The organism is Chitinimonas taiwanensis DSM 18899, assembly GCF_900119825.1.
GTDB classification, from domain to species: domain Bacteria; phylum Pseudomonadota; class Gammaproteobacteria; order Burkholderiales; family Chitinimonadaceae; genus Chitinimonas; species Chitinimonas taiwanensis.
Map to the genome: position 1 here is coordinate 146,914 of NZ_FPKR01000004.1, position 22,399 is coordinate 169,312.

At 65.0% G+C, this 22,399-nt stretch carries 23 protein-coding genes; 15 read left to right on the top strand and 8 right to left on the bottom strand.

Translation table 11 applies throughout. The features are described 5' to 3' along the window. Nucleotides 1-8 precede the first annotated feature (8 nt). From BT173_RS06180 to BT173_RS06215, 8 genes are all read left to right on the top strand, one after another. Nucleotides 9-335 (top strand): STAS domain-containing protein, encoded by a 327-nt coding sequence (locus BT173_RS06180; protein WP_072427763.1) that lies wholly within the window; start codon nt 9-11, stop codon nt 333-335. Further along, on the top strand, nt 332-2,548 hold the full coding sequence (locus tag BT173_RS06185) for a chemotaxis protein CheA (protein WP_072427764.1): 2,217 nt from the start codon (nt 332-334) through the stop codon (nt 2,546-2,548). The genes BT173_RS06180 and BT173_RS06185 overlap by 4 nt, the downstream gene beginning before the upstream one ends. Further along, a complete protein-coding gene (locus BT173_RS06190) occupies nt 2,545-4,224 on the top strand; it encodes a methyl-accepting chemotaxis protein (protein WP_072427765.1) in 1,680 nt (559 codons plus the stop codon). Before BT173_RS06185 ends, BT173_RS06190 begins: the two co-directional genes overlap by 4 nt. Nucleotides 4,225-4,235: 11 nt before the next feature. Beyond that, nucleotides 4,236-4,781, top strand: a complete 546-nt coding sequence (locus tag BT173_RS06195) for a chemotaxis protein CheW (protein ID WP_072427766.1) — start codon at nt 4,236-4,238, stop codon at nt 4,779-4,781. 13 nt (nt 4,782-4,794) lie between these two features. Next, the gene (locus BT173_RS06200) at nt 4,795-5,637 is read left to right on the top strand and encodes a CheR family methyltransferase (RefSeq protein ID WP_072427767.1); all 843 of its coding nucleotides are present in this window, start codon (nt 4,795-4,797) and stop codon (nt 5,635-5,637) included. After that, a complete protein-coding gene (locus tag BT173_RS06205; protein WP_072427768.1) occupies nt 5,634-6,143 on the top strand; it encodes a hypothetical protein in 510 nt (169 codons plus the stop codon). Before BT173_RS06200 ends, BT173_RS06205 begins: the two co-directional genes overlap by 4 nt. Before the next feature lie 48 nt (nt 6,144-6,191). Next, complete coding sequence (locus BT173_RS06210) at nt 6,192-7,370, top strand: protein-glutamate methylesterase/protein-glutamine glutaminase (RefSeq protein ID WP_072427769.1); 1,179 nt, start codon at nt 6,192-6,194, stop codon at nt 7,368-7,370. A 73-nt stretch (nt 7,371-7,443) separates the two neighbouring features. Then, nucleotides 7,444-8,664: an EAL domain-containing response regulator gene (locus BT173_RS06215; RefSeq protein WP_072427770.1), complete on the top strand. Its 1,221-nt coding sequence runs from the start codon at nt 7,444-7,446 to the stop codon at nt 8,662-8,664. A gap of 69 nt (nt 8,665-8,733) precedes the next feature. On the opposite strand, the gene moaC is transcribed toward BT173_RS06215, so the two are convergent. From moaC to BT173_RS06235, 4 genes are read right to left on the bottom strand one after another with little or no spacing between them, the layout of a single operon-like run. After that, nucleotides 8,734-9,216: a cyclic pyranopterin monophosphate synthase MoaC gene (gene moaC / locus BT173_RS06220; protein WP_072427771.1), complete on the bottom strand. Its 483-nt coding sequence runs from the start codon at nt 9,214-9,216 to the stop codon at nt 8,734-8,736. 13 nt (nt 9,217-9,229) lie between these two features. After that, nucleotides 9,230-9,742, bottom strand: coding sequence for a molybdopterin synthase catalytic subunit MoaE (gene moaE, locus BT173_RS06225; RefSeq protein WP_217651411.1), 513 nt, complete (start codon nt 9,740-9,742; stop codon nt 9,230-9,232). After that, the gene (moaD, locus tag BT173_RS06230; RefSeq protein ID WP_072427772.1) at nt 9,743-10,000 is read right to left on the bottom strand and encodes a molybdopterin converting factor subunit 1; all 258 of its coding nucleotides are present in this window, start codon (nt 9,998-10,000) and stop codon (nt 9,743-9,745) included. A 4-nt stretch (nt 10,001-10,004) separates the two neighbouring features. Then, complete coding sequence (locus BT173_RS06235; protein WP_072427773.1) at nt 10,005-11,216, bottom strand: molybdopterin molybdotransferase MoeA; 1,212 nt, start codon at nt 11,214-11,216, stop codon at nt 10,005-10,007. Nucleotides 11,217-11,455: 239 nt separating this feature from the next. Here BT173_RS06235 and nadA point away from each other — a divergent pair, with 239 nt between their 5' ends. From nadA to BT173_RS06260, 5 genes are all read left to right on the top strand, one after another. Next, nucleotides 11,456-12,409 carry a quinolinate synthase NadA gene (gene nadA / locus BT173_RS06240; protein WP_072427774.1) on the top strand — a complete coding sequence of 318 codons (954 nt, stop codon included), beginning with the start codon at nt 11,456-11,458 and terminating at the stop codon, nt 12,407-12,409. Nucleotides 12,410-12,525: 116 nt separating this feature from the next. Continuing rightward, nucleotides 12,526-13,635 carry a bifunctional nicotinamide-nucleotide adenylyltransferase/Nudix hydroxylase gene (locus tag BT173_RS06245; RefSeq protein ID WP_072427775.1) on the top strand — a complete coding sequence of 370 codons (1,110 nt, stop codon included), beginning with the start codon at nt 12,526-12,528 and terminating at the stop codon, nt 13,633-13,635. Between the two features lie 91 nt (nt 13,636-13,726). Next, the gene (locus BT173_RS06250) at nt 13,727-14,452 is read left to right on the top strand and encodes a helix-turn-helix domain-containing protein (protein ID WP_072427776.1); all 726 of its coding nucleotides are present in this window, start codon (nt 13,727-13,729) and stop codon (nt 14,450-14,452) included. Nucleotides 14,453-14,565: 113 nt separating this feature from the next. Continuing rightward, the gene (locus BT173_RS06255; RefSeq protein ID WP_072427777.1) at nt 14,566-14,988 is read left to right on the top strand and encodes an Mpo1 family 2-hydroxy fatty acid dioxygenase; all 423 of its coding nucleotides are present in this window, start codon (nt 14,566-14,568) and stop codon (nt 14,986-14,988) included. Between the two features lies 1 nt (nt 14,989). Then, nucleotides 14,990-15,535 (top strand): DUF1569 domain-containing protein, encoded by a 546-nt coding sequence (locus tag BT173_RS06260; RefSeq protein WP_072427778.1) that lies wholly within the window; start codon nt 14,990-14,992, stop codon nt 15,533-15,535. On the opposite strand, the gene BT173_RS06265 is transcribed toward BT173_RS06260, so the two are convergent. Continuing rightward, entirely contained in the window at nt 15,521-16,300 is a 780-nt protein-coding gene (locus tag BT173_RS06265; protein ID WP_072427779.1) for a DeoR/GlpR family DNA-binding transcription regulator, read from the bottom strand. The genes BT173_RS06260 and BT173_RS06265 overlap by 15 nt on opposite strands. Nucleotides 16,301-16,419: 119 nt before the next feature. Here BT173_RS06265 and BT173_RS06270 point away from each other — a divergent pair, with 119 nt between their 5' ends. Both BT173_RS06270 and BT173_RS06275 read left to right on the top strand, forming a co-directional pair. After that, nucleotides 16,420-16,809 carry a VOC family protein gene (locus BT173_RS06270; protein ID WP_072427915.1) on the top strand — a complete coding sequence of 130 codons (390 nt, stop codon included), beginning with the start codon at nt 16,420-16,422 and terminating at the stop codon, nt 16,807-16,809. Between the two features lie 72 nt (nt 16,810-16,881). Beyond that, complete coding sequence (locus BT173_RS06275) at nt 16,882-18,696, top strand: monovalent cation:proton antiporter-2 (CPA2) family protein (RefSeq protein WP_072427780.1); 1,815 nt, start codon at nt 16,882-16,884, stop codon at nt 18,694-18,696. A gap of 72 nt (nt 18,697-18,768) precedes the next feature. Here the strand turns inward: BT173_RS06275 and BT173_RS06280 are convergent, their stop codons facing one another. Genes BT173_RS06280 through BT173_RS06290 form a run of 3 tightly spaced genes read right to left on the bottom strand, consistent with a single transcriptional unit; the run spans nt 18,769 to nt 22,348 of the window. Continuing rightward, entirely contained in the window at nt 18,769-19,425 is a 657-nt protein-coding gene (locus tag BT173_RS06280; RefSeq protein WP_072427781.1) for a glutathione S-transferase family protein, read from the bottom strand. A gap of 9 nt (nt 19,426-19,434) precedes the next feature. After that, a complete protein-coding gene (locus BT173_RS06285) occupies nt 19,435-20,385 on the bottom strand; it encodes a complex I NDUFA9 subunit family protein (protein ID WP_072427782.1) in 951 nt (316 codons plus the stop codon). Nucleotides 20,386-20,404: 19 nt separating this feature from the next. Continuing rightward, nucleotides 20,405-22,348 (bottom strand): lytic transglycosylase domain-containing protein, encoded by a 1,944-nt coding sequence (locus BT173_RS06290; protein WP_072427783.1) that lies wholly within the window; start codon nt 22,346-22,348, stop codon nt 20,405-20,407. Between the last annotated feature and the right edge of the window lie 51 nt (nt 22,349-22,399).

The window sequence follows — 22,399 nt, forward strand, 5'->3', positions numbered from 1 at the left end:
CCGCCGCGATGCCGATCTCGTCCGCCTACCACCATGATCGCTGCGCGCTGCACCTGGATGGCCCGCTGACCATTTACGAGGCGCGCCAGAGCAAGCAGCGCCTGTTGGACGAGCTGAACCTGGCCCGCGAGCTCGATATCGATCTGGCCGGGGTGAGCGAATTCGATACCGCCGGTATGCAGATACTGTTGCTGCTCAAGCGCGAGGCGGGGCGGCTGGACAAGCCCTTGCGCTTTCTCGGCCATTCCAAGGCGGTGCTGGCGGTGCTCGACCTCTATAACCTGGCCGGGGTGTTCGGCGATCCGGTCGTGCTGGCCAGTGGGGATGAGGCATGAATCTCGAGGCCGCCAAGCAGGTTTTCTATGAGGAAAGCGAGGAGCTGCTGGCGGCCATGGAGGCGGCCCTGCTCGCCGTCGAGACCTCGTCTGGTACCCAGCGAGCCGAGCATCTGAACGCCATGTTCCGCGCGGCGCATACCATCAAGGGCTCGGCCGGGTTGTTCGACCTGGGCGAGATGGTCGCCTTCACCCACCGTTGCGAAAGCCTGCTCGACCGCCTGCGCGAGAACGAACTCGCGCTGACTGCCGATCTGATCGAACTGCTGTTTGCCTGCCGCGACCATATGTCGGCCATGCTGGCCGCCGTGCACGATAAGCGCGCGATGCCGTATTCGGCAGCGCTGGAGGCACAGCTGGATGCCTATCTGAACCAGCCGGCCGATAGCAGCGCGCTGCCGCCGGCCAGGCGGCCCGAGGCCCAGGTTGAGCGCCAGGGGAGCGGCGAGCACGGCGTGGCGTCCGATTACTGGCATATCTCGCTGCGCTTTGGCCCGGACGTGCTGCGCAATGGCATGGACCCGATTTCCTTTGTGCGCTACCTCGGCTCACTCGGGCGCATCGTCTATATCACCACGCTGTACGACGCGCTGCCCGAGCCCGATCAGATGGATGCGGAGAGCTGCTATCTGGGCCTGGAAATCCAGTTTGCCGCCGCCGCCCATGTGGACAAGCTGGCCATCGAGAATGTGTTCGACTTCATCCGCGATGACAGCAATGTGCGCATCCTGCCGCCGCATGCGCACATCGCCGACTATGTACGCCTGATCAAGGAGATGCCCGAAGGGGCGTCGCGCCTGGGTGAGATCTTGGTGCGCGGCGGGGCGCTGACCCCGCTGGAGCTGGACGAGGTGCTAGGCATACAGCGCGAGCAGGCCGAGGCGGGCGAGCATCGCCAACTGGGCGAGTTGCTGGTGGAAGAGCGGCTGGCACCGCCGCAGGCCGTGGAAGCGGCGCTGGACAAGCAGCGCGAGCAGGTCGCGCACAAGACGCGCGAGCACCGCGCGGTGCGCGTTGATGCGGCACGTCTGGATGGGCTGATCGATCTGGTCGGCGAGCTGGTGATTGCCGGCGCGGCCTCCCAGTTGTTCGCCAAGCAGATCGGCAATGCTACCCTGCTCGAGTCGTTGTCTTCCTTGTCCGAGCTGGTCGAGCGTATCCGTGACGAGGCGCTCAGCCTGCGCATGGTGCCGGTCGGCGACATCTTCAGCCGTTTCCCGCGCGTGGTGCGTGATGCGGCGCGTGAACTGGGCAAGGATATCCAGCTCGAGCTGGCCGGCGAGGACACCGAGCTCGACAAGTCCATGGTCGATAAGCTCGGCGACCCGCTGCTGCACCTGGTGCGCAATGCGATTGACCACGGTATCGAGTCGAGCGAGCTGCGCCGCCAGCGCGGCAAGGCCGATTACGGCACGGTCTGGCTGAATGCCTACCATGAGTCGGGCAGTGTAGTGATCGAGGTGGGCGACGATGGTGGCGGCATGCAACGCGAGCGCATCCGTGTGCGCGCCATCGAGCGCGGCCTGCTTGGTGCCGACGAAGTGATCGGCGACCAGGCGCTATTGCAGATGGTGTTCGAGCCGGGCTTTTCCACTGCCGACAACGTGACCAGCCTATCCGGGCGCGGGGTGGGCATGGATGTGGTCAAACGCAATATCGAGGCCATGAAGGGCAATATTGAGATCGAGTCCATGCCCGGCGAAGGCACGGTGGTGCGCCTGCGCATGCCACTGACCCTGGCCATCATCGATGGCTTCCAGGTCGCGCTCGGCAAGAGCACCTTCGTGATTCCGCTCGATATGGTGCTGGAATGCCTGGACCTGCCGGCCGACACTGTGGCAGCCAACCGTCACTACCTGAATCTGCGTGGTGAGGTACTGCCTTTCCTCAATCTGCGCCAGTTGTTCGAAGTGGGCGGGATCGCCCCGCAGCGCCAGGCCGTGGTGGTGGTGCAATACGGCAGCCACCGCGCCGGCCTGGTGGTCGACCGTCTGGAAGGGGAGTTGCAGGCGGTGATCAAGCCGCTCGGCCAGCTGTTCCGCGGCGTGAAGGGCTTGGCCGGTTCCACCATCTTGGGCAGTGGCGCGGTGGCGCTGATCCTCGATGTGCCTGATCTGATCCAGCGCGCCGCCATCGATGAGCAGCGCCGTCTGGCCGTCTCCAGTCAGCAAGAGGCCAAACGTCTGAGCCTGCGCGAGGAAAACACCCGATGAAATGGCTGATACGTCTATCCCTTTTCAAGAAGCTCCTACTGGCTTTCGGGCTGATGGCACTGCTGTTGCTGGTGGTGGGACAAAGTGCCGTGCAGGGTATGCGCCAGGTCGAGCTGCGTTTCGAGTCCGTGCGTAGCAATTACTTGGAAGGTGCCGGGGCGCTCACTCAGGCACAGATCGGGGCGCTGCAGCACCGCCTGGCTTTGCGCGATGTGATGCTCGCGCCAGACGAAAGCAAGCGTAGCCTGGCATTTGGACATTTACAGGCCGCACGGGCCAAGGTGGACGAGAGCCTGCAACGCTATCTGCGCACCAGCATGGTGGCCGAGGAGGTGCCGCTGCGTGCACAGATTCTGGCCGCTTGGCCGGCCTATCTTGCGGTGAGTCAGGATGTGTTGCGCCTCGTGCAATTGGGTGAAACCGAGCAAGCGGTCGCCCTCTCGCGCGGACGCCTGGATGAGGCTTTCAGCCCGCTGGCAAGCGCCCTGGAACGCAATGCGACGGTGAACTTGAATACCGCGCGTCAGCGTATGGAGGAAAGCCATCAGCTCGCGCTGGTGGTGGCGCGTAATAGTGGCGGATTGGTGTTGCTGGGCTTTGCACTGGCGGTGCTGCTCGGCTTCTTCGTGGCGCGATACATCACCCGATTGCTGGGCGGGGAGCCGGAAGATGCGCTCCGCATTGCCCGCCGGGTCGCTGAGGGGGACCTCAGCAGCGCGGTACAGATCCAACCTGGCGCTGAGCGCAGTCTGATGGCCGCATTGGCCGGCATGCAGAGCCAGTTGGCGCGCATCTTGAGTGAAGTGCGCGATGCAGCGGAAGCGAATGTGCGTATCTCCGCGCAGGTGGAGTCAGCTGCCATGGCACTGGCGCACACAGCCAGCGAGCAGGCTTCCGGTATTGAACAGACGGGAGCATCGCTTGAGCAGATCAGTGCTGCCGTGGCGCACAGCGCTCAGCATGCGCAGGAAACCGACGCGTTGGCCGGCCGGGCGGCCGAGGGGGCGAGTGAGAGCGGTCAGGCGGTGGTGGCATCCATCCAGGCCATGCGCCAGATCGCGCGCAAGATCGGCGTGATCGACGAGATTGCCTACCAGACCAATCTCTTGGCCCTGAATGCGGCCATCGAGGCTGCGCGGGCCGGCCAGCATGGCAAGGGCTTCGCCGTGGTTGCCCAGGAAGTACGCAAGCTGGCCGAGCGCAGCCAGGCCGCGGCGGCGGAGATCGGCACCCTGGCTGCCGAATCGGATGCGCTGGCGGCACAGGCCGGCACGCTGCTCGATGGTGTGCTGCCGGAAATCCGCCGCACCGCCGAGCTGGTGGGCGAGATCAGCGCCGCCGGCAATGAGCAGAGCATAGGCATCGTGCAGGTGAATACCGCCATCGTGCAGCTCGGGCAAGCCACCCAGTCGAATGCGGCCTCGGCGGAAGAACTGTCGGCCTCGGCCGAAGAGCTGCACAGCAATGCCCGACGCCTGCAGGCGTTGTTGGCGAGCCTGCAGTTGGGCGGGGTCGCCAAGCCCGTCGCATCGACTAGCCGTCCGGCTGAGCCGATTGCCAAGCCGTCGCCAGGCAAGCCGCCCGCCACGGAGGCCCCGCGCCCGCTGTTGCCCACGCCGACCGCCCTGAGCCAGCCGGCTCGCCCGGTCGATGAAACCCAGTTTGTCCGCTTCTGACGAGAGCCGCCATGAGCCAGTCCCTGATGCCCCTGCGCCGCGGCAGCGCACCGCAGGTCGAACCGATAGAGCAGCCGCAGTACCTGACCTTTCGCCTCGGCGCCGAGGTGTATGCGCTGGAGATCCTGCATATCAAGGAGATCATCGAATATGGCGGGCTGACCGAGGTGCCGCTGATGCCGCGCTTTCTGCGCGGGGTGATCAATCTGCGCGGCGCCGTGGTGCCAGTCATCGACCTGGCGGTGCGCTTTGGCCGCCCGGCCACCGAGATCGGTCGGCGCAGCTGCATCGTGATCGTCGAGGTCGAATATGCGGATGGCTGGCATGACCTGGGTGTGATTGTGGATGCGGTGGATGAGGTGCTCGAGCTGCGCCCCGACGACATCGAGCCGGCACCGGCCTTCGGCGCCCAGCTGCGCGCCGAATTCATCCGCGGCATGGGCAAGCTGGATGGGCGCTTCGTGATCGTGCTGGCACTGGAGCATGTGCTGTCCATCAGCGAAATGGCCGAGCTGGCCGGGGTGGACAGCTTGCTGGATGCCGAGACGGAGCGCTGACACGGTGTCCGCCATGCCGCCCAGCGAACTGCTGTCCTTGCCGCCCGGCTTTGGCCTGGTGGCGATGAGCGATGCGGAGTTTCGTGACTACCAGCAGTTCATCGAGCGGCTGACTGGCATCCACCTGGCGCCGATCAAGAAGGCCATGCTGGCCGGCCGCCTGGCCAAGCGCCTGCGCGACTGCCAGCTCGACAGCTATGGCGCGTATTTCCGCCGGATCGCCGAAGGCGGCGATGCGCAGGAGCGGCAGATCGCCATTGATCTGATCACTACCAACGAAACCTATTTCTTTCGCGAACCCAAGCATTTCGACGCGCTGCGCAGCCGCCTGCTGCCCACGCGCAATGGCCAGCCGGTGCGCATCTGGAGCGCCGCCTGCGCAAGCGGCGAGGAGTGCTACAGCCTGGCCATGGTGCTGGCCGATGTCCTGGGCGAACAGGCCGCCTGGGAAGTGCTGGGTTCGGATATCTCCAGCCGCGTGCTGGCCTCGGCCCAGCGTGGGCTCTACCCGATGGAACGCGGCCACCATATTCCGCCCGAGCTGCTCAAGCGCTTTTGCCTGCGTGGCACTGGCGACTATATGGGCACCCTGCTGGTGGAGAGTGGCCTGCGCAAGCGGGTGCGCTTCAAGCCGATCAATCTGATCGAGCCGCTGCCGGAAATCGGCCTGTTCGATGCGATCTTCCTGCGCAATGTGATCATCTACTTCGATGCTGAGACCAAGCGTCGTGTCGTGAATGCGGTGTCCCAGCGTCTCAAACCTGGTGGTTGGCTGGTGGTCGGCCATTCCGAGTCGCTGATCGGCCAGCCGGCTAATCTGCTGCCCATCCTGCCGACGATCTACTGCAAGCAATGAGCTTCCAGATCGATATCTTCCTGCAGCCGGGCGAGGTCTATTTCGGGGACCGGGACACGCGTATCCGCACGCTGCTTGGCTCCTGCATCGCCATCACCTGGTGGCACCCGCAGCGCCAGATCGGCGCCATGTGCCACTACCTGCTGCCGCAGCGCCCGCACGGTCATCCGCGCGGCGATGGCCCCCTGGATGGGCGCTATGCCGAGGAGGCTTTCCAGCTGACCATGCGCTATATTCAAGCCGCCGGCACGCTGCCAGCTGATTACCAGGTCAAGATGTTCGGCGGCGGGCAGATGTTGATTGCCGAGGGGGGCAAGCTGCCGGCCGTGGGCGAACGCAATATCGAGTTCGGCAAGCACTGGCTCGCACAACATGGCTTTCGCCTCAGTCGCGAACACCTGGCCGGCCATGGCCATCGGCATATCGTGTTCGATGTGGCGACCGGCGATGTCTGGGTGCGCTTTCGCCCGCAGCAGGACGAGCTGCCGCCCCTACCAAAATCCTGACGCCCATGCCGGGCGCCCGGTCCGATCGGACTTGCAACGGAAAGTGTCATGCCCATCAGTGTGCTGATCGTTGATGACTCCGCTGTCGTGCGCCAGGTACTGACCGAGGAGCTTGGCCGTGAGCCCGATATCAAGGTGATCGGCGCGGCGGCCGACCCGATCTTTGCCCAGGAACGCATGAAGCTGCAGTGGCCCGATGTGATCATTCTCGATATCGAGATGCCACGCATGGACGGGCTGACCTTTCTGCGCCAACTGATGGCCGAGCGCCCGACTCCGGTGGTGATCTGTTCCAGCCTGACCGAGAAGGGCGCCAAGATCACCATGGAGGCGCTGTCGCTGGGGGCCCTGGGCATCATCACCAAGCCCTCGATCGGGGTGCGCAACTTCCTGCAGGACAGCTCGGCCGACTTGCTGGTGGCGATACGTGCGGCCTATGCCGCTACTGGTCGCTTGCGCCTATTGCGCCCGCTGGCCAGCCGGCCTGATCCGGCGGCTGCGCCAGCGCCAGCGCCTGCCCGCGCGCCCAGCCCACCGCCGCTGGCCCGACCGGCGAGCGGTCTGTCCTTTGTTGCCGAGAAGATACAGTCGCCTAAGCTCAGTGCCGATGCCATTCTGGCCGCCCCCAGCGGCAATGGCAGCCTGGCGATCACCGAGCGGATTGTGGTGCTGGGCATATCAACGGGCGGGGTGCAGGCACTGGAGGAATTGCTGCCCAGGCTATCGGTGGCCTGCCCGGCACTGGCCATCGTCCAGCACATGCCGGAAAAATTTACAGCGACGTTTGCGCAACGCTTGCATAACCTGTCGCGTATTGAAGTAAAGGAAGCCGAGAATAATGACCGCATGATGCGCGGCCGGGCCCTGATTGCACCGGGCGGCAAGCATCTTCTGGTCAAGCGCGCGCCCAGTCACTACTACGTGGAAGTGGTGGATGGCCCGCTGGTCAGTCGACATCGACCCTCGGTGGATGTGTTGTTCCGCTCTGCCGCCAAATGCGCGGGGCGCAATGCCTTGGGTGTGATCATGACTGGCATGGGCGACGACGGTGCGCGCGGCCTGTTGGAAATGCACGACAGCGGCGCGCCCACCATTGCGCAGGATGAAGCCAGTTGCATCGTGTTTGGCATGCCCAAGGAAGCGATACGCCTCGGGGCGGCCGATACGGTGGCCAGTCTGCAGGACATACCGGGTCTGATAGAACGTAGTAACAGCCGCTCGCCGTGATGGGCTGGCGGCGTTTTGGCAGTCTATTCGCTATATTATCTTTTGTTGATGTTTGGCACTGGCTGGGGTGAGCATGTTTGTGAATACAGAACTCAGCGTCATGGTGGTGGAGGACAGCGCGGTGCAACGCATGCACGCGCTCGATCTCTTGGCCAATCTGGGTATCAAGCGCACGCTGGAAGCTGAGAACGGCCGGCATGCGCTCGAGGTGTTGGGCGGCGCGGGGCATATCGACATCCTGATTACTGACCTGGAAATGCCTGATATGGACGGCGTCGAGCTGATCCGCCATATCGCCGAAAGCCATCAGGTGAATGCGCTGATCGTGGTGTCGAGCCGCGAGACCACCATCCTGTCCACGGTGGAAACCATGGCGCGCGAGCATGGCCTGATCGTGCTCGGCATCGCCCAGAAGCCGCTGTCTTACGACAATCTGGCCGGTCTGTTGGCAAAGTTCGAGCCGGGCCAGGTGGGCGCGCGCAATAGCGAGGCGCAATACCACTTCAGCGCACAGGAATTGCGCGAAGCCATCATCAATAAGCAGCTCTTGCTGCAATACCAGCCCAAGGTCACCACCCACTCGGGCGTCATGCGTGGCGTGGAGGCACTGGTGCGCTGGCAGCATCCACAGCATGGCTTGATGGCGCCGGCGCACTTCATCACCTTTGCCGAGGAAAACGGCCTGATCGACGAGCTGACCGACTGGGTGCTGGAAACCGCGCTCAAGCAGCTGCGCGACTGGCATGCGCGCGGGCTGACTATTAGTGTGGCGGTCAATCTGTCTGCGCGTTCGCTATCCACGCCCGATCTGGCCGACCGGGTAGCAGCCGCCACCAGCCGTATCGGCATCGAGCCCAAATACCTGGTGCTGGAAATCACCGAAACCGCAGTGATGTCCGATCTGGCCCTGTCACTGGGCACGCTGGCGCGTCTGCGTCTGAAGGGCTTTGGCCTGTCCATTGACGACTTCGGCACCGGTTTCTCGTCCATGCAGCAGCTGTCGCGCATCCCATTTACCGAGCTGAAGATAGACCGCTCGCTCGTGCACGGCGCATCGGAAAAGCCCCATCTGCATGTGATGCTGCAAAGCACGATAGAGATGGGCAAGAAGCTGCACCTGACCACGGTGGCCGAGGGGGTGGAGAACCCCTCCGACTGGCAGCTGATCCGTCTGCTGGGCTGCGATGTCGCGCAGGGTTTCTATGTGTCCAAGCCGATCCAGGGCGATGGCCTGGCCAACTGGCTCAAGCAGGGCACCCAGCATTTACGCCCGGCGCGGCCGAGCATGGGCTGAGCGCTGCACGTGGTCAAACAAAACCCGGCGTGCTGCCGGGTTTTGTTTTTTGCGCGACGTGCTTGCCGTTCAGGGCTGACGCTGCCAGTGGCCAGACTTGCCGCCGCGCTTCTCGATCAGCTGCAGTCCATCAATGCACATGCCCTTGTCCACCGCCTTGAGCATGTCGTAAATCGTCAGTAGTGCAACGCTGACCGCGCTGAGCGCCTCCATCTCGACGCCAGTGCGGCCGACCGTCTCGGTACTGGCCTGGCAAAGCACGCTGGAGGTCGCGGCATCCAGGCTGAAGTCCACGCTGACATGGGTGAGCGGCAGTGGATGGCAGAGTGGAATCAGCTCGCCGGTGCGCTTGGCGGCCATGATGCCGGCCAAGCGTGCCACGCCCAGCACATCACCCTTCTTGGCGTCGCCCGCGGCCAGCAGGGCGAAGGTGGCAGGCTGCATATGGATGCGACCGGCCGCAATGGCCAGGCGATGGGTTTTCGGCTTGGCGGCCACGTCGACCATATGGGCCTGGCCGGCGGCGTTGAAATGGGTAAGGGGCTGGCTCATGCGTTTCTCGCGCTTAATCGTGGTCGGTATTGCCGTATTGCTTGCTGACGACCTGATGCCAGCGCGCGGCGGCGGATAGGTCGCTATCGCGTGCCTCCACCCAGCGTGGCCCATCCGGCGTCCATTCCTTTTTCCAGAACGGCGCGCGGGTTTTCAGGAAGTCCATGATGAAGGTATTCGCCTCGTAGGCCGCGTGCCGATGCGGGCTGGCAGTCAGCACCAGCACGATGCGCTCGCCCGGATGCAGGCGGCCGACCCGGTGCACAATACGCACCGCATTGAGCGGCCAGCGCACGGCGGCTTCTTCGGCAATGCCGAGCAGCGCCTTCTCGGTCATGCCCGGATAGTGTTCGAGCTCAAGCGCCACCACATCCTCGGCCAGGTTCAGATCACGCACCAGGCCGACAAAGCTGACCATAGCACCGATACCGCGGTCGCCCGCGCTCAGCACATCGGCCTCGTGGCCGAGGTCGAAGTCCTCGGTCTGGACCGAGATCGCGATACGCGCTTGCGGCAGCTTGTCCATTCAGCCTCCGGTTACCGGTGGAAAGATCGCCACTTCCGCGCCGGCCTGCAGCTGGGCGGTGAAGTCGACCAGTTCCTGATTGATCGCCACCCGGAAAACCTTGCCGCCAGCCAGCTCCTCGGACCAGGCACCGCCGCGTGCGGCCAGGTGGGCGATCAGACCGGCCACGCTTTGCACGCCCGTGGGCAGGTCCAGCGTTTCGCTAGGCGTCTGAAAGGTTTCACGCAGGCGCGCGAAGTAGAGCACGGTGATTTGCATGGGTTCAGGCCAAAAGGGAGGCAAGGGAAAGATAGCGCACTGGCTGGCCGGGCTGCACCACGGTGTCGGGTGGCAGGTCGACCAAGCCATCGGCCCAGGCCAGGCCACTCATCACCGCCGAGCCTTGATTCGGGTACAGGGCCACGGCCAGGCCGCCATCGTCCTGCGTGAGCAGGCGCGCGCGCAGGAATTCACGCCGCTTGTCGGCGCGCGGCCAGTGAAAGGCGGCCGGCAGGGTGATGCTGGTGGCCTGTTCCGGCGCTGCGCCCTGACGCTTGAGCAGAAAGGGGCGTGCCAGCAGCAGAAAGGTCAGGAAGGCGCTGACCGGATTGCCGGGCAGACCGATGAAGTCGGCTGCGCCCAACTTGCCAAAGGCCAGCGGCTTGCCCGGTTTGATGGCGATCTTCCACAGATCGAGCCGGCCCAGCGCACTGACGGCGGCTTTCACATGGTCTTCCTCGCCCACCGAGACGCCGCCGCAGCTGATCACCACATCGCAGGCCTCCGCGGCGCGCTGCAAGGCGGCCTCGGTGGCTGCGCGTGTATCGGCGACCTGGCCGAAGTCGATCAGCTCGCCACCCAGCCTTTGGATCAGCGCACCAATCGCGAACTGATTGGAGTTGTAGATGCCACCCGCGGGCAGGGGCTGGCCCGGCGCGGTCAGCTCGTCGCCCGTGCACAGTAGGCCGACGCGCAGGCGGCGGTATACCGGCAGGGCGGCAATGCCCAGCGAGGCAGCCAGGGCCAGATGCTGTGGTCCCAGCCGCTGGCCGGCGTCCAGCACGCTGCTGCCGATTGCGATGTCCTCGCCGCGGCGGCGGATATGCTGGCCTGGCTTGAGCGCGCTGCGCAGGCTGACCCAGCCCTCACCCGCCTCGGTATCTTCCTGCGCCACCACCAGATTGCAGCCCGGGGGCACCGGTGCGCCGGTAAAGATGCGCGCGGCGCTATTGGCGGCCAAGGGGCTGCCGGTCTCGCCCGCGGCAATCCGCTGCACGACCGGCAGGCGCGCCGGCGGCGCGGTCAGGTCCAAGAGGTTCAGGGCATAACCATCCATCGCACTATTGTCGAAGCCGGGCACATCGAGCGGTGCGTGCAGCGTCTGGGCCAGCACGCGCCCATCGCAGGCTTGCAGCGACAGGGTTTCCTGGCTGGTGGTGGGCAGGGCGGCATCCAGCAAGGCTTGCCGGGCGGCATCGAAAGACAGCAGGGACATGGGCGGCTCGTCGTGGGGCAGGGGCGATCAGGTTGGGGATTCGCACGAACCCTACACCAAGGCAGGCGGGGCCGGAAATACGCCAGCCGGCGGGTAGCGCAAAGGCCTTGATTTTGTTATGGTTCGCGCGTGCTGCGATGCAAAAACGGCGGGGATTCCGCCGGCAGCCTGCAAGAACCGCCTCGCAAGAGGCTCAGTCAGCCGCCAGAGAGGCGGTTTTCAAAGTGGAAGGAAGTTCCATGTCCAAGCGTGTTGTTACGCTGGCGCACTATTACACCGCGCCAGAAATCCAGCAGATGGCCGACAAGGTCGGTGATTCGCTCGAACTCTCTCTGTATGCGCGTGATGCCAATGCCGATGTGATCGTCTTCGCCGGTGTGCGCTTCATGGCCGAGACCGCCAAGATTCTGAACCCGCAAGCCGAGGTGATCCTGCCCGATGCCGGCTCCACCTGCTCGCTGGTCACCCAGACCGACGTCAAGCGCCTGAAGGCCTGGCGTGAAAAGCATGCCGATTACGTGCATGTGTCCTACATCAATAGCTCGGCCGAACATAAGGCACTGAGCGACTGGATCGTCACCAGCCGCAATGTGGACGACATCATTGCCCATCTGTATGCCGAGGGGAAAAAGGTAATCTTCTCGCCCGACCGCAATATGGGCGCCTATCTGAACTACCAGTACGGCTACGATATGCCGCTGTGGTCGGCCGTGTGCGAAGTGCACGACAAGTTCAACGAGACCGCACTGAACGAGGGCATGGCTGCCGTGGAAGGCGCCAAATACCTGATCGCCCACCCGGAAAGCCCGCTGCCGGTGCTCAAGCGCGCCGATTACGTCGGTTCCACCAGCGGCATGCTGAACTGGGTGAAGAGCTTCCAGCGCGAGCCCGATGCCACCATCTTCGTTGCTACCGAGGACGGCATCCTCTACAACATGGGCCTGGCGCGGCCGGACCTGAAGATCGTGCAGGCGCCGATCTATGCCGGCTGCCAGTGCAATCAGTGCCCATATATGAAGATGAATAATGTTGAACGCGTGCAGCGCGCCCAGGCCGGGGAGGGCACGCGTATCGACTACCTGACGGCGGAACAGATGGACGCCGCCCGCCTGCCGATCGAACGCATGCTGGCCTTCAGCGAGGCACAGATGCAGAAGGCTACGGCACCCAAGCCGGTGGCCGTACCGGCTTAAGCCAGCATCGTTTGCAATCAGGGCAGTCTAGGCTGCCCTTTTTCATGCCGGCTTCGCATCGGGCCGGCTCTGCATCTTCTGTGTGCTTCGCGGTGCCAGACTTGGATTTCAAGACCATGCGTGAATTCGACTACCTGATCTTCATTGGCCGCTTCCAGCCCTTTCACAATGGCCATCTGTGGACCTTGCAGCATGCGCTTGAGCGCGCTGACAAGGTGGTGGTGCTGTGTGGTTCGGCGCGCCAGGCGCGCAATCCCATGCACCCGTTCACGGTGGAAGACCGCGAACGTATGATGCGTCTGGCCCTGCCCGAGGACGTGCAGTCGCGCGTGTTCGTAGTGGGGATTTCCGACCGCATGTACAACGACCAGCAATGGCTGACCGAGGTGCAGAACCTGGTCGACCGGGTGATCGCGGTCGACAACTCCGATGTGGGCAGCCGCCAGGCGCAGTTCCGCATCGGTATCGTTGGGCCGCCACGCGGCGCCCGCCATGCGGATGGCGGCGTGGCAATCGGCGGGGCCAAGCGTGGCAATGCCGAATACCTGGAGCTGTTTCCGCAGTGGCAGCGCGTGGAAGCGCCCGAGTTGCCCGATGTACATGCTTCGCGCGTACGCCATGCATTCTTCGACCCCGAGCGCGAGGGCGATTGGCCGGCTTGTGCGGCCCTGCTGCCGCCGCCGGTATTCGCCTGGTTGAATGCGTTTCGCGCCAGCGAGACCTTTGCCAATCTGCAAAGCGAATACCTGTTCCTCAAGCGCTACCGGCAAAGCTGGGCGGCCGCGCCTTATCCGCCCACCTTTGTCACCGTCGATGCGGTGGTCATCCACTCGGGACACGTATTGCTAGTGCGGCGTCGCTCGCAGCCAGGCAAGGGCCTGTGGGCGCTGCCGGGTGGCTTTGTGCATCCGGACGAACGTATCAAGGACGCGGTGATCCGCGAGCTGCGCGAAGAGGCCCGCCTGCGTGTGCCGGCGCCGGTGCTGGCCGGTTCCATGCGCGCCAACCGCGTGTTCGACCATCCGCAGCGCAGCCTGCGCGGGCGCACCATCACCCACGCCTTCCTGATCGAACTGGCGCCGACCAGCGAGGGCCTGCCCAAGGTGCGTGGCGACGACGATGCCGAGCGCGCCAAATGGGTGCCGCTGTTCGAGTTTAACCGCATGGAAGAGCAGCTGTTCGAAGACCACTTCTATATCGTGAACTGGTTCCTCGGCCAGGTCTGAGCGCGGCTGTTGCAGGCGCGCGCCACTGCCGCCGCACCGTGCTGCAGCCCCGCGGGTGCGCTCCTATACTGGGCGCATGAGACAAGGACGCATGTATTTATGGCGCGGCAAGGCGCTGGTGCTGGGGGTGGAGACCGATTCGATTCCGCATGCCCACCACGCGATCCAGCTCAGCCTGGCCCTGGAAGGGGAATTCCGTCTCGCCCGTGGCGACGGCTCTTTGCAAGCCACCCAGGCCGCCATGCTGTGGCCAGGCCAGCAGCACAAGATCGCCGCCAATGGCGCACTGATTGCCCACCTGTTTATCGACCCCGGCCAGCGTGCGCTGCACGCCTGGCAGCATCTGAATGCGCCCGATGCGCTGGCGCCCGGTCTACGCAGCGCCTTGCTGGATGCCTGGCGCACGCCGCGCCCACTTGCCCAGTGCGAGACACTGCTGGCCGACTGGCAGGCCAGCTGGCTAGCCGGTTTTGACCGCGCTGCGGTATTCGATGCACGCGTGGCCGAGGCGCTGAGCCTGCTCGAGGCGGATCCGGCCCAGGATATTGCCCAGCTGGCGGCGCGGATCGGCCTGTCGCCCAGCCGTTTCAGCCATCTATTCAGCCAGCACACCGGCTTGCCCTATCGGCGCTATGTGTTGTGGATGCGTTTGCTGGATGCGGTTGCCCGCCTGGCCGATGGGGCGAACCTGACCACCGCCGCCCATGCAGCGGGTTTTGCCGATCTCGCGCATATGAGCCGGGTCTTCCATGCCACTTTCGGGGTGGTGCCTTCCACGCTGAGCCGGGTGGCGATCAGTGCCGAGAGCGCGCAGTAGACGGCGCAGGCATCGGTCCGCCGCGCCATCCAGGCGATAGCAGCATCGTTCAAGCGCGGCTGTGGGTGCGCAGGTTAGAGTTGCCGCTCCAATAAGACGAGGAGCATGCACTGATGCGGCAGATCGACACGCTGTTCGAGCGCTATGGCGAAAGCCATCAGAACCCCTTCAATAAGCGCGTGCACTGGGTGTGCGTACCGCTGATCACCTTCAGCCTGCTCGGCCTGCTCTGGGCCGCCAGCCCTTGGCTGGCGCTGGTTTTTGCCGTGTTTTCGCTTGGCTTCTACCTGCGCCTGAGCGTGCCGATTGCGCTGGGCATGTTAGTTTTGGCCGGCAGCATGCTGCTGGTACTGAGCGTGCTGCCCGAGGTGCTGTATACGAGTCTGGCCATTTTCGTGCTGGCCTGGATCGGTCAGTTCATTGGTCACAAGGTGGAAGGCAAGAAGCCGTCCTTCTTCGACGATTTGAAGTTCCTGCTGGTCGGGCCGGCCTGGCTGCTTGGCTTCGTCTACCGCCGCCTGCAGATTCGCTACTGAGATGCGTGGCCCGAATCCATCGCGTCGCCGCCTGCTCAAGCAGGGCGTGCTGCTGGGGGTGGCGGCCGCAGGGGGGCCGGCCCTGGCTGGCGAGTTGCGCCTGGCGGACTTGCCGGCCGCCCGTGCGGCCATCCGCCAGCTGCAAGCGCGCAGCACGCTGCAGTCCAGCGCCGGCATGTCACCCTACCGCACGCTCGTGCATTGCGCGCAGAGCATTGAATACTCGCTAAGTGGCTACCCGCAGCTGAAGCCGCGCTGGTTCCGCGCCAGCCTGGGCCGTTCGGCCGCTCAGTATTTTCTATGGCGCGGCGCTATGCAGCACGATCTGGACGCACCCCTGCCCGGCGCACCGGCCATCGCGCCCGACGGCGCCCTGAGCGAAGCCTTTGCACGCCTGCACCGCGCGCTGGATGCCTTCGAGCAGGCCGCAGCGCATGGGCGGCCGCTGGCCGAGCATTTTGCCTATGGCCCACTGCCAGCCGATCAGTACGCGCGCCTGCATGCCTACCATCTGGCCGAGCATCTGGGCAGCCTAGGCCTGGCCTGAGCTGCCGGGCTCTGCTTCCGGCTGGGCCAGCAGGAGCTGCAAGCCGGCCGGCAGCACACCCAGTGCTTCGGCTGGCTGCTCGCAGATCAGGGTGTGGAAGGCATCGAGATTGGCCACATGGTGGGCGGCAATCTGGCCGAATTTGCTCGCATCGCTGAGCAAGACACCATGGGCCGCATGGGCGAGCATGGCGGCCTTCAGTTCCGCATCGGCGGCCGTGGTGGCGGTCACGCCCAGCCGCGCATGCACGGCACAGGCGCCGATAAAGGCCAGATCGGCGCGGTAACGCGCCACGGTGGCCAGCGCGGCATTGCCGCTCAGATGGTGTTCGCTGGTCGACCAGCTGCCGCCGGTCACGATCAGCTCGATCTGCGCCTGATCGCTCAGGCATTGCGCCACATCCAGGGAATTGGTGATCACCCGCAGCGGCTGCACGGTCAGCGCGCGCGCCAGCGCGGTGGCGGTGCTGCCCGCGTCGATAAACACGGTCTGGTAAGGCTGCACCAGCGTGGCGGCCAGCTCGCCAATGCGCGTCTTCACCTCACGGCGCACCTGGCTGCGCATCGGGAAGGCAATCTGGCTGCTGAGCAGCGAAACCGCGCCGCCATGGGTCTTTTGCAGCACGCCCTGTTCCGCGAGCGCTTTCAGGTCGCGCCGGACCGTGTCTTCCGAGATGGCCAGGCTAGCGGCCAGCTGGGCGACCTCCACGCGCCCATCGCGGGTCAGGGCATCCAAGATGAATTGACGGCGTTCGCTGAGAAACATGGGCAACCTTTGCGTTGTCTTGCGGGATTCTGCTGGCTTGCAATGCCGATATATTCGTTTTTTTGCCGATATTCTGCCATTATTCGCGCCTGATTGTGCTGCTTTGTGCGGAGATTGGCATGCGTATTGAACATGTGGCGCTGTGGGTGGCCGACCTGGAGCGCATGAAGGACTTCTACACCCGCGCCTTTCGCGGCTCGGCCAGCGAGCGCTACCGGAATCCGCATAGCGGCTTCCAGTCCTATTTCATCTACTACGACTCGGGCGCGCGGCTCGAGCTGATGCAGCGGGATGGCATTCCGCCCAATGCCAACGATGTGCAGCGCCAGGCGCGCGGGCTCATCCATCTGGCTTTCTCGGCTGGCTCGGCGCGCGCGGTGGAAGAGCTGACCGAGCAGCTGTGCGCGGCCGGCAGCCCCTTGTTGTCTGGCCCGCGCCTGACCGGTGATGGCTATTACGAGAGCGTGGTGCTGGATCCGGAAGGCAATCGGATCGAAATCACCATTTAGTGCCCGGCGCGAGTCGCTGGCACAAACGCGGCGGGCTTGCGATGATCGCGGCACCTGTTCCGGAGTGCTGCCGTGTCTGTTCTGTCCCAAGCCGTTGTCCTGCTGGCCTCGGCCGTGATTGCCGTTCCCCTGCTCAAGCGCTTCGGCATTGCCTCGGTGCTCGGCTATCTGGCCGCCGGTGTGGCCATCGGCCCCTGGGGTCTGGGCCTGATCGGCGATCCGGGCGCTATCCTGCATGCCACCGAATTTGGCGTGGTGCTGCTGCTGTTCATCATTGGCCTGGAACTGCAGCCGGCGCGCCTGTGGGTGCTGCGCCGGGCGGTGTTTGGCCTGGGCGGTGCCCAGGTGCTGCTCAGCAGCGCCGCCATTGCTGGCGTGGCCTGGGTGCTCGGCTTGCCACCCACCGCCGCCATCGTGGCCGGTCTCGCGCTGTCGCTGTCATCCACCGCCTTTGTGCTGCAGATGCTGGCGGAGAAGAACCAGCTGACCAGCCGGCACGGCCGTGATGGCTTCGCTGTGCTGCTGTTCCAGGACCTAGCGGTCATTCCGCTGCTGGCGATTCTGCCCCTGCTGTCGCCGGCCGCCAGCACGTTGAGCCGCCCGCCGGCCTGGGTGTCCATTCTGGCCGTGCTCGCGGTCATCATCGGCGGGCGCTATCTGCTTCGCCCGGCTTTTGCCCTGGTCGCGCGCGCCAAGAGCCATGAGATCTTCGTGATGGCCACCCTGCTGGTGGTGATGGGCATGGCCTGGGGCATGGATGCGGCCGGGCTCAGCATGTCGCTGGGTGCCTTCCTGGCCGGTGTGCTGCTGGCCGATTCGGAATACCGGCACGAGCTGGAAGCGAATATCGAGCCCTTCAAGGGCGTGCTGCTCGGCCTCTTCTTCGTGGCGGTGGGCATGGCGGCCAATCTGGGCCTGCTGCTCAACCAGCCACTCTTGCTGCTCGGCTTGGCGCTTGGCCTGATGCTGCTGAAGGCGCTGCTGCTGTATCTGATCGGCCGCGTGGCGGGCCTGGATGACCCGGCCGGGCGCCGCCTGGCTATCTTCCTGGCCCAGGGCGGTGAATTTGCCTTCGTGCTGCTGGCATTGGCGGTCAGTCAGCAATTGCTCGACCAGCCCACTGCCGAGCTTCTGACCATGACGGTAACGCTGTCGATGGCGCTGACCCCGCTGCTGGTCAGCGTGCATGAGCGCTGGATCGCGCCGCGCCTGGAGGCCAAGCCGCCGCGCGATTTCGATGCGATCGACAGCGCGCAGCATCGGGTGATCATTGCCGGCTTCGGCCGCTTCGGGCAGATCGTGGCACGCGTGCTGCGTACGCGCAAGATTGCCGCCACGGTGCTGGAAGCCAGCCCCGAGCAGGTCGATTTCGTGCGCCGCTTTGGCAACCGCATTCACTATGGCGATGCCTCCCGCTTGGAATTGCTGCGCGCGGCCGGCGCCGACAAGGCCGAGGTACTCGTGCTGGCCATCGACGAGGTCGAAGCCTCGATCAAGGCGGCCGAGACGGCGCGCCAGCATTTCCCGCAGCTGAAGATTTATGCGCGCGCCCGTAACCGCTTCCATTACTACCGGCTGCGCGATCTGGGTGTGGAGGTGGTTACGCGCGAAACCTTTGCCGCCAGCCTGGAACTGGCCGGCGAAGTGCTCGGTGGTCTTGGCCTGAATGCCGCGCAGACCCATGAAACGCTCAGCCTGTTCCGCCGCCACGACGAGGCGCTGCTAGCGCGCCAGTACGCGGTGCATCATGACGAAACCCAGCTGATGCAGACCTCGCGCGATGCGATGGCTGAGCTTGAGGCCCTGTTCGAATCGGATAGCGCCGAAGTCAATATCGGCAGCAACGCGCAGCAGCCGGGCAGGGAAGAGATGCGCCACTGGGGTTGAGTCTGCGCGCAAACAAAAAAAGCGGCGCCGTACCGCAATGGATAGGGCGCCGTTTTCTTTGCAGGCTTGCGACTATTCGCCGGCGGCCTCGGTGGCTTCCACTACCCAAGGCTCGGCCTGGGCGGCCGCAAACCAGCTTTGCATGGCCGGCAGGGCCAGCATATGGTCGACCCAGGCCTGGGCGGCCTGTGGCAGCGGCAGGCTGTAAGTGCGGCAGCGCGTGGCGACCGGCGCGTACATGGCATCCAGGATGCTGAATTCGCCCATCAGGAAGGGGCCGTGGGCGGCGAAGCGGCCGCGTAGATCGGCCACCATGGCGCCAAAACGATTCAGCTCGCTGGCTACATCGGGCCGTAGCGGGCGGGCGGGCTTCACCTTGCGCACATTCATCGGGTGATGGGTGCGCAGCGCGCCAAAGCCGGCATGCATCTCGGCGGCCAGCGCGCGCGCCTCGGCGCGCTGGGCGATATCGCGTGGCCACATCGCATGCTCGGGATAGCGCTCAGCTAGGTATTCGCAGATGGCAATCGATTCCCACACCTGGATAGGGCCGTCCAGCAGGCAGGGCACCTTGCCGGTGGGCGAGTAGCGCAGGATCTGGCTGGCGGTGTCGGGCGCGTATAGCGGGATCAGCACCTCCTCGAAAGGGATGCCGAACTGCTGCAGCAGCAGCCAGGGGCGCAGCGACCAGGATGAATAGGCTTTGTTACCGATGACGAGCTGCAGCATGGGGTTTCCTCAGTGGCGGTGTTGTTGTCTTAGGGCCAGATAACGATCGCGTGCACGACCACGGGCCAGCATGACGGGTGCAATCGCTTCCAGCGCAGTCGGCTGCCAGCCGAGCTGAGCGGGGAAGCCGGCCGGGTCAATATTGTCGACCTTCAGCGAAGTCAGATTGTCTCGGGTCAGTGGGGGATTGGGCAGCACCGACAGCAGGGCTGCCTGCAGCTGGCCGGCCCAGTCGGGAATGCCGAACACCGGGCGCGGCGTGCCGGCCGTGCGCCCCACATAGCGCACCAGCTCTTGCATGCTGTACACGGTCGGTCCGACCAGGTTCAGGCTCTGCTGGATCAGGCTATCGTCCTCCAGCGCGCGAACAAAGGCGCGGCTCACATCCTCCACCCACACCGGCTGCATGCGCGTTTGGGCGCCGGCCAGCGGCACCAGCGGGGCCAGCTTGAGCAGGTCGGCGAACATGCTCAGAAAGCAGGTACCCGGCCCGAATACCAGCGAGGGACGGAAGATGGTCCAGGCCAGCTTGCTGGCGCGCACATGGGCTTCGGCTTCGCCCTTGCTCTGCTGATACTGCGACGGCCCCTGCGGATTGGCGCCCAGTGCGCTCATATGCAGATAGCGGCGCACGCCAGCCTGCTGCATGGCGGCCATGATCTTGTCGCTGAGCTCGACATGGGCGCGCCGGAAGGCGGCAGGCGAGCCGTGCAGGATGCCGACCAGATTGATCACCGCCGCATGGCTGGGTACCAGCTCGGCCAGCACGTGCGGGTCGTGCACATCGGCGCTCAGCACGGTCACGCCGGGCAGCGGAATCAGGTTCTGGCGCACCTTCTCACGATCGCGGCAGGGCAGGGTGACGGTATGGCCGCGGCTGACCAGGCGCTCGACCAGGCTCTGGCCGATAAAGCCGGTGCCGCCGATAACGAGGATGGGCGCGGTGCGGGCAATGGGCATGGGGGATTTTCTCCGTGGTTCAGGGCGTGCCGTCTTCGATGGCCAGATCATTGCTGGCGCGGCCGGGAATGGTGCCGAGGCGTTTCTTCAGCGAGGTTTCGCCGCGTCCGAAGGCTTGCGCGTAGTAAATGGCATTCGCCATCACCTTCTTCACATAGTCGCGCGTCTCGCTGAAGGGAATGCTCTCGGCGTAGATCGCGCCCTCCAGCGCATGATCGGCGCGCCAGTTGCGCGCGCGGCCCGGCCCGGCGTTGTAGGCGGCGGTGGCCATTACCGGCTGGTCGCCCAGGCTTTGCAGCACGTGCTTCAGATAATAGGTGCCGAGCTGCACATTGGTGCCGATCTCATTCACCGCGGCCGGGGTGTAATCGCGCATGCCCATTTTCTTGGCCACCCAGCTGGCGGTGGCCGGCATCAGCTGCATCAGGCCCTGCGCACCCACGCTGGACTTGGCCACGGTCACGAAGCGGCTTTCCTGGCGGATCAGGCCGTAGACCCAGGCTTCATCCAGATCGATCTGGCGCGCATAGACCTGGGTCACATCGCGGTAGGGGGCCAAAAAGCGCAGGCCGAAGTCATGCAGCTCGCGCGTGCGCTCGGCCGAATAGATGGCACGGTCATACCAGCGGCTTTGCCTGGCTACCTCGGCGGCGGCCAGCAGCTGGTGGTCGCTCAGGCCGCGCATGCCCCAGTTCCATTCGCGCAGCGCCTCGGTGCGCCATTCCAGATCGTTCAGGGCCAGTGCGCGCTCCACCGAGGGAATCTGCCGCACTGCCTGTAGCTCGGCTGCGCTGGGCTTGTAGCCGACCTGGGGCACCTCGGCGATTGCGCCGAGTTCCTCGCGCGCCAGCAGACCGTAGAAATGATGCTCGCCGGCCAGCTCGACATAGCGGCGGTTGGCTTCCGGCACCTGGCCGGCCTGCGCATGGGCACGCGCGCGCCAGTAGCGCCAGGCGGCCTCCTTCTGTTCTTCGGCAGGCATGGCGTCGATGGCGGCAGCGACCTGCTTCCAGTCGCCGGCGCGCAGGGCCGAGCGCACCAACCAGTCACGCGACTCATCGTCGAGCTCCTTCAGGCTCAGGCCGCGGGCGTAGTAATCGAGTGCCTCGGGGCGCAGCTGGCGTGCGGCATGGTAGCCCAGCCGGCTCCAGGCATAGCGGCGCTCGGCCTCGGGCAGATCGCCCCCTAGCTGTTGCAGCAGCACGAGGCCGGCGGCGGCATTGGTGCGTCCGGCACGGTTGATGGCGAACAAGGCGGCCTCGCGCCCGCCACGGCTATTCAGCGCCAAGCCCTTGCTGCCCTTGGCCGGATTAGCGGCAATCGCTTGCAGGCGTTCGCGGTCCAGGCCGGCCGGATTGTTCAGCCGCGGTAGCAGCTGGGCGGCGAAGTCGGGGCTATTCGCTTCCAGGGCCAGGCGGATGCGCGCCCAGACATCGTCCTGGCGCAGGCTGCCGCTATCGAACAGTGCCTCGAAGATTGGCGCGCAGGCATCGCTACGCCCGCGTGCGCTGAACCACAGCGGGCGGCCTTCGCGTTGCAGCAGGCGGACATCGTTGCGCTGCTGGGCCAGCTGCAGGCGATAGCAGTGCAGCTCGCTGCCGGCTTCCCACTGGATCAGGCGCGGCCATTCGCGCTCGAACAGCGTCCACTGGCCGCGCTTGCCCAGGCTTTTCAACCATTCGCCGCGCAGGCGGTCGGCCAGCACGCTGCCGGCATAGCGCTCGAGAAAGAAATTCAGCTCCGACTCGGGCATCTCGTCGATCTGTGCCGAGATGATCCAGTAGCGCGGATACATCTCCAGCGCGGTGCCGTCGGTATTGGCGGTCAGCTCGACCACCTTCTCCAGCTGGCCGCGCCCGGCGAAGTCACGCGCCTTGCGCATATCGTCGATCAGTGCGGCCTGCGGCGCGAGGGCGGCCAGGGTGAGCAGGGTGGTGGGGATGAGGGTGTGAAACAGTTTCATATGCGTGGAAAGGCTTGCCTGATGCGCTTGCGACCGAGCTTAGCACAGCCC

Bases quoted from the DNA above. Each gene is read 5' to 3' on its own strand.
- moaD (WP_072427772.1), bottom strand. From the start codon at position 10,000: ATGCAAATCACCGTGCTCTACTTCGCGCGCCTGCGTGAAACCTTTCAG.
- moaC (WP_072427771.1), bottom strand. From the start codon at position 9,216: ATGAGCCAGCCCCTTACCCATTTCAACGCCGCCGGCCAGGCCCATATG.
- nadA (WP_072427774.1), top strand. From the start codon at position 11,456: ATGTCCAAGCGTGTTGTTACGCTGGCGCACTATTACACCGCGCCAGAA.
- BT173_RS06290 (WP_072427783.1), bottom strand. From the start codon at position 22,348: ATGAAACTGTTTCACACCCTCATCCCCACCACCCTGCTCACCCTGGCC.
- BT173_RS06180 (WP_072427763.1), top strand. From the start codon at position 9: ATGCCGATCTCGTCCGCCTACCACCATGATCGCTGCGCGCTGCACCTG.
- BT173_RS06250 (WP_072427776.1), top strand. From the start codon at position 13,727: ATGTATTTATGGCGCGGCAAGGCGCTGGTGCTGGGGGTGGAGACCGAT.
- BT173_RS06235 (WP_072427773.1), bottom strand. From the start codon at position 11,216: ATGTCCCTGCTGTCTTTCGATGCCGCCCGGCAAGCCTTGCTGGATGCC.
- moaE (WP_217651411.1), bottom strand. From the start codon at position 9,742: ATGGACAAGCTGCCGCAAGCGCGTATCGCGATCTCGGTCCAGACCGAG.
- BT173_RS06215 (WP_072427770.1), top strand. From the start codon at position 7,444: ATGTTTGTGAATACAGAACTCAGCGTCATGGTGGTGGAGGACAGCGCG.
- BT173_RS06280 (WP_072427781.1), bottom strand. From the start codon at position 19,425: ATGCTGCAGCTCGTCATCGGTAACAAAGCCTATTCATCCTGGTCGCTG.
- BT173_RS06285 (WP_072427782.1), bottom strand. From the start codon at position 20,385: ATGCCCATTGCCCGCACCGCGCCCATCCTCGTTATCGGCGGCACCGGC.
- BT173_RS06245 (WP_072427775.1), top strand. From the start codon at position 12,526: ATGCGTGAATTCGACTACCTGATCTTCATTGGCCGCTTCCAGCCCTTT.
- BT173_RS06265 (WP_072427779.1), bottom strand. From the start codon at position 16,300: ATGTTTCTCAGCGAACGCCGTCAATTCATCTTGGATGCCCTGACCCGC.
- BT173_RS06210 (WP_072427769.1), top strand. From the start codon at position 6,192: ATGCCCATCAGTGTGCTGATCGTTGATGACTCCGCTGTCGTGCGCCAG.
- BT173_RS06205 (WP_072427768.1), top strand. From the start codon at position 5,634: ATGAGCTTCCAGATCGATATCTTCCTGCAGCCGGGCGAGGTCTATTTC.
- BT173_RS06270 (WP_072427915.1), top strand. From the start codon at position 16,420: ATGCGTATTGAACATGTGGCGCTGTGGGTGGCCGACCTGGAGCGCATG.
- BT173_RS06190 (WP_072427765.1), top strand. From the start codon at position 2,545: ATGAAATGGCTGATACGTCTATCCCTTTTCAAGAAGCTCCTACTGGCT.
- BT173_RS06185 (WP_072427764.1), top strand. From the start codon at position 332: ATGAATCTCGAGGCCGCCAAGCAGGTTTTCTATGAGGAAAGCGAGGAG.
- BT173_RS06195 (WP_072427766.1), top strand. From the start codon at position 4,236: ATGAGCCAGTCCCTGATGCCCCTGCGCCGCGGCAGCGCACCGCAGGTC.
- BT173_RS06255 (WP_072427777.1), top strand. From the start codon at position 14,566: ATGCGGCAGATCGACACGCTGTTCGAGCGCTATGGCGAAAGCCATCAG.
- BT173_RS06260 (WP_072427778.1), top strand. From the start codon at position 14,990: ATGCGTGGCCCGAATCCATCGCGTCGCCGCCTGCTCAAGCAGGGCGTG.
- BT173_RS06200 (WP_072427767.1), top strand. From the start codon at position 4,795: ATGCCGCCCAGCGAACTGCTGTCCTTGCCGCCCGGCTTTGGCCTGGTG.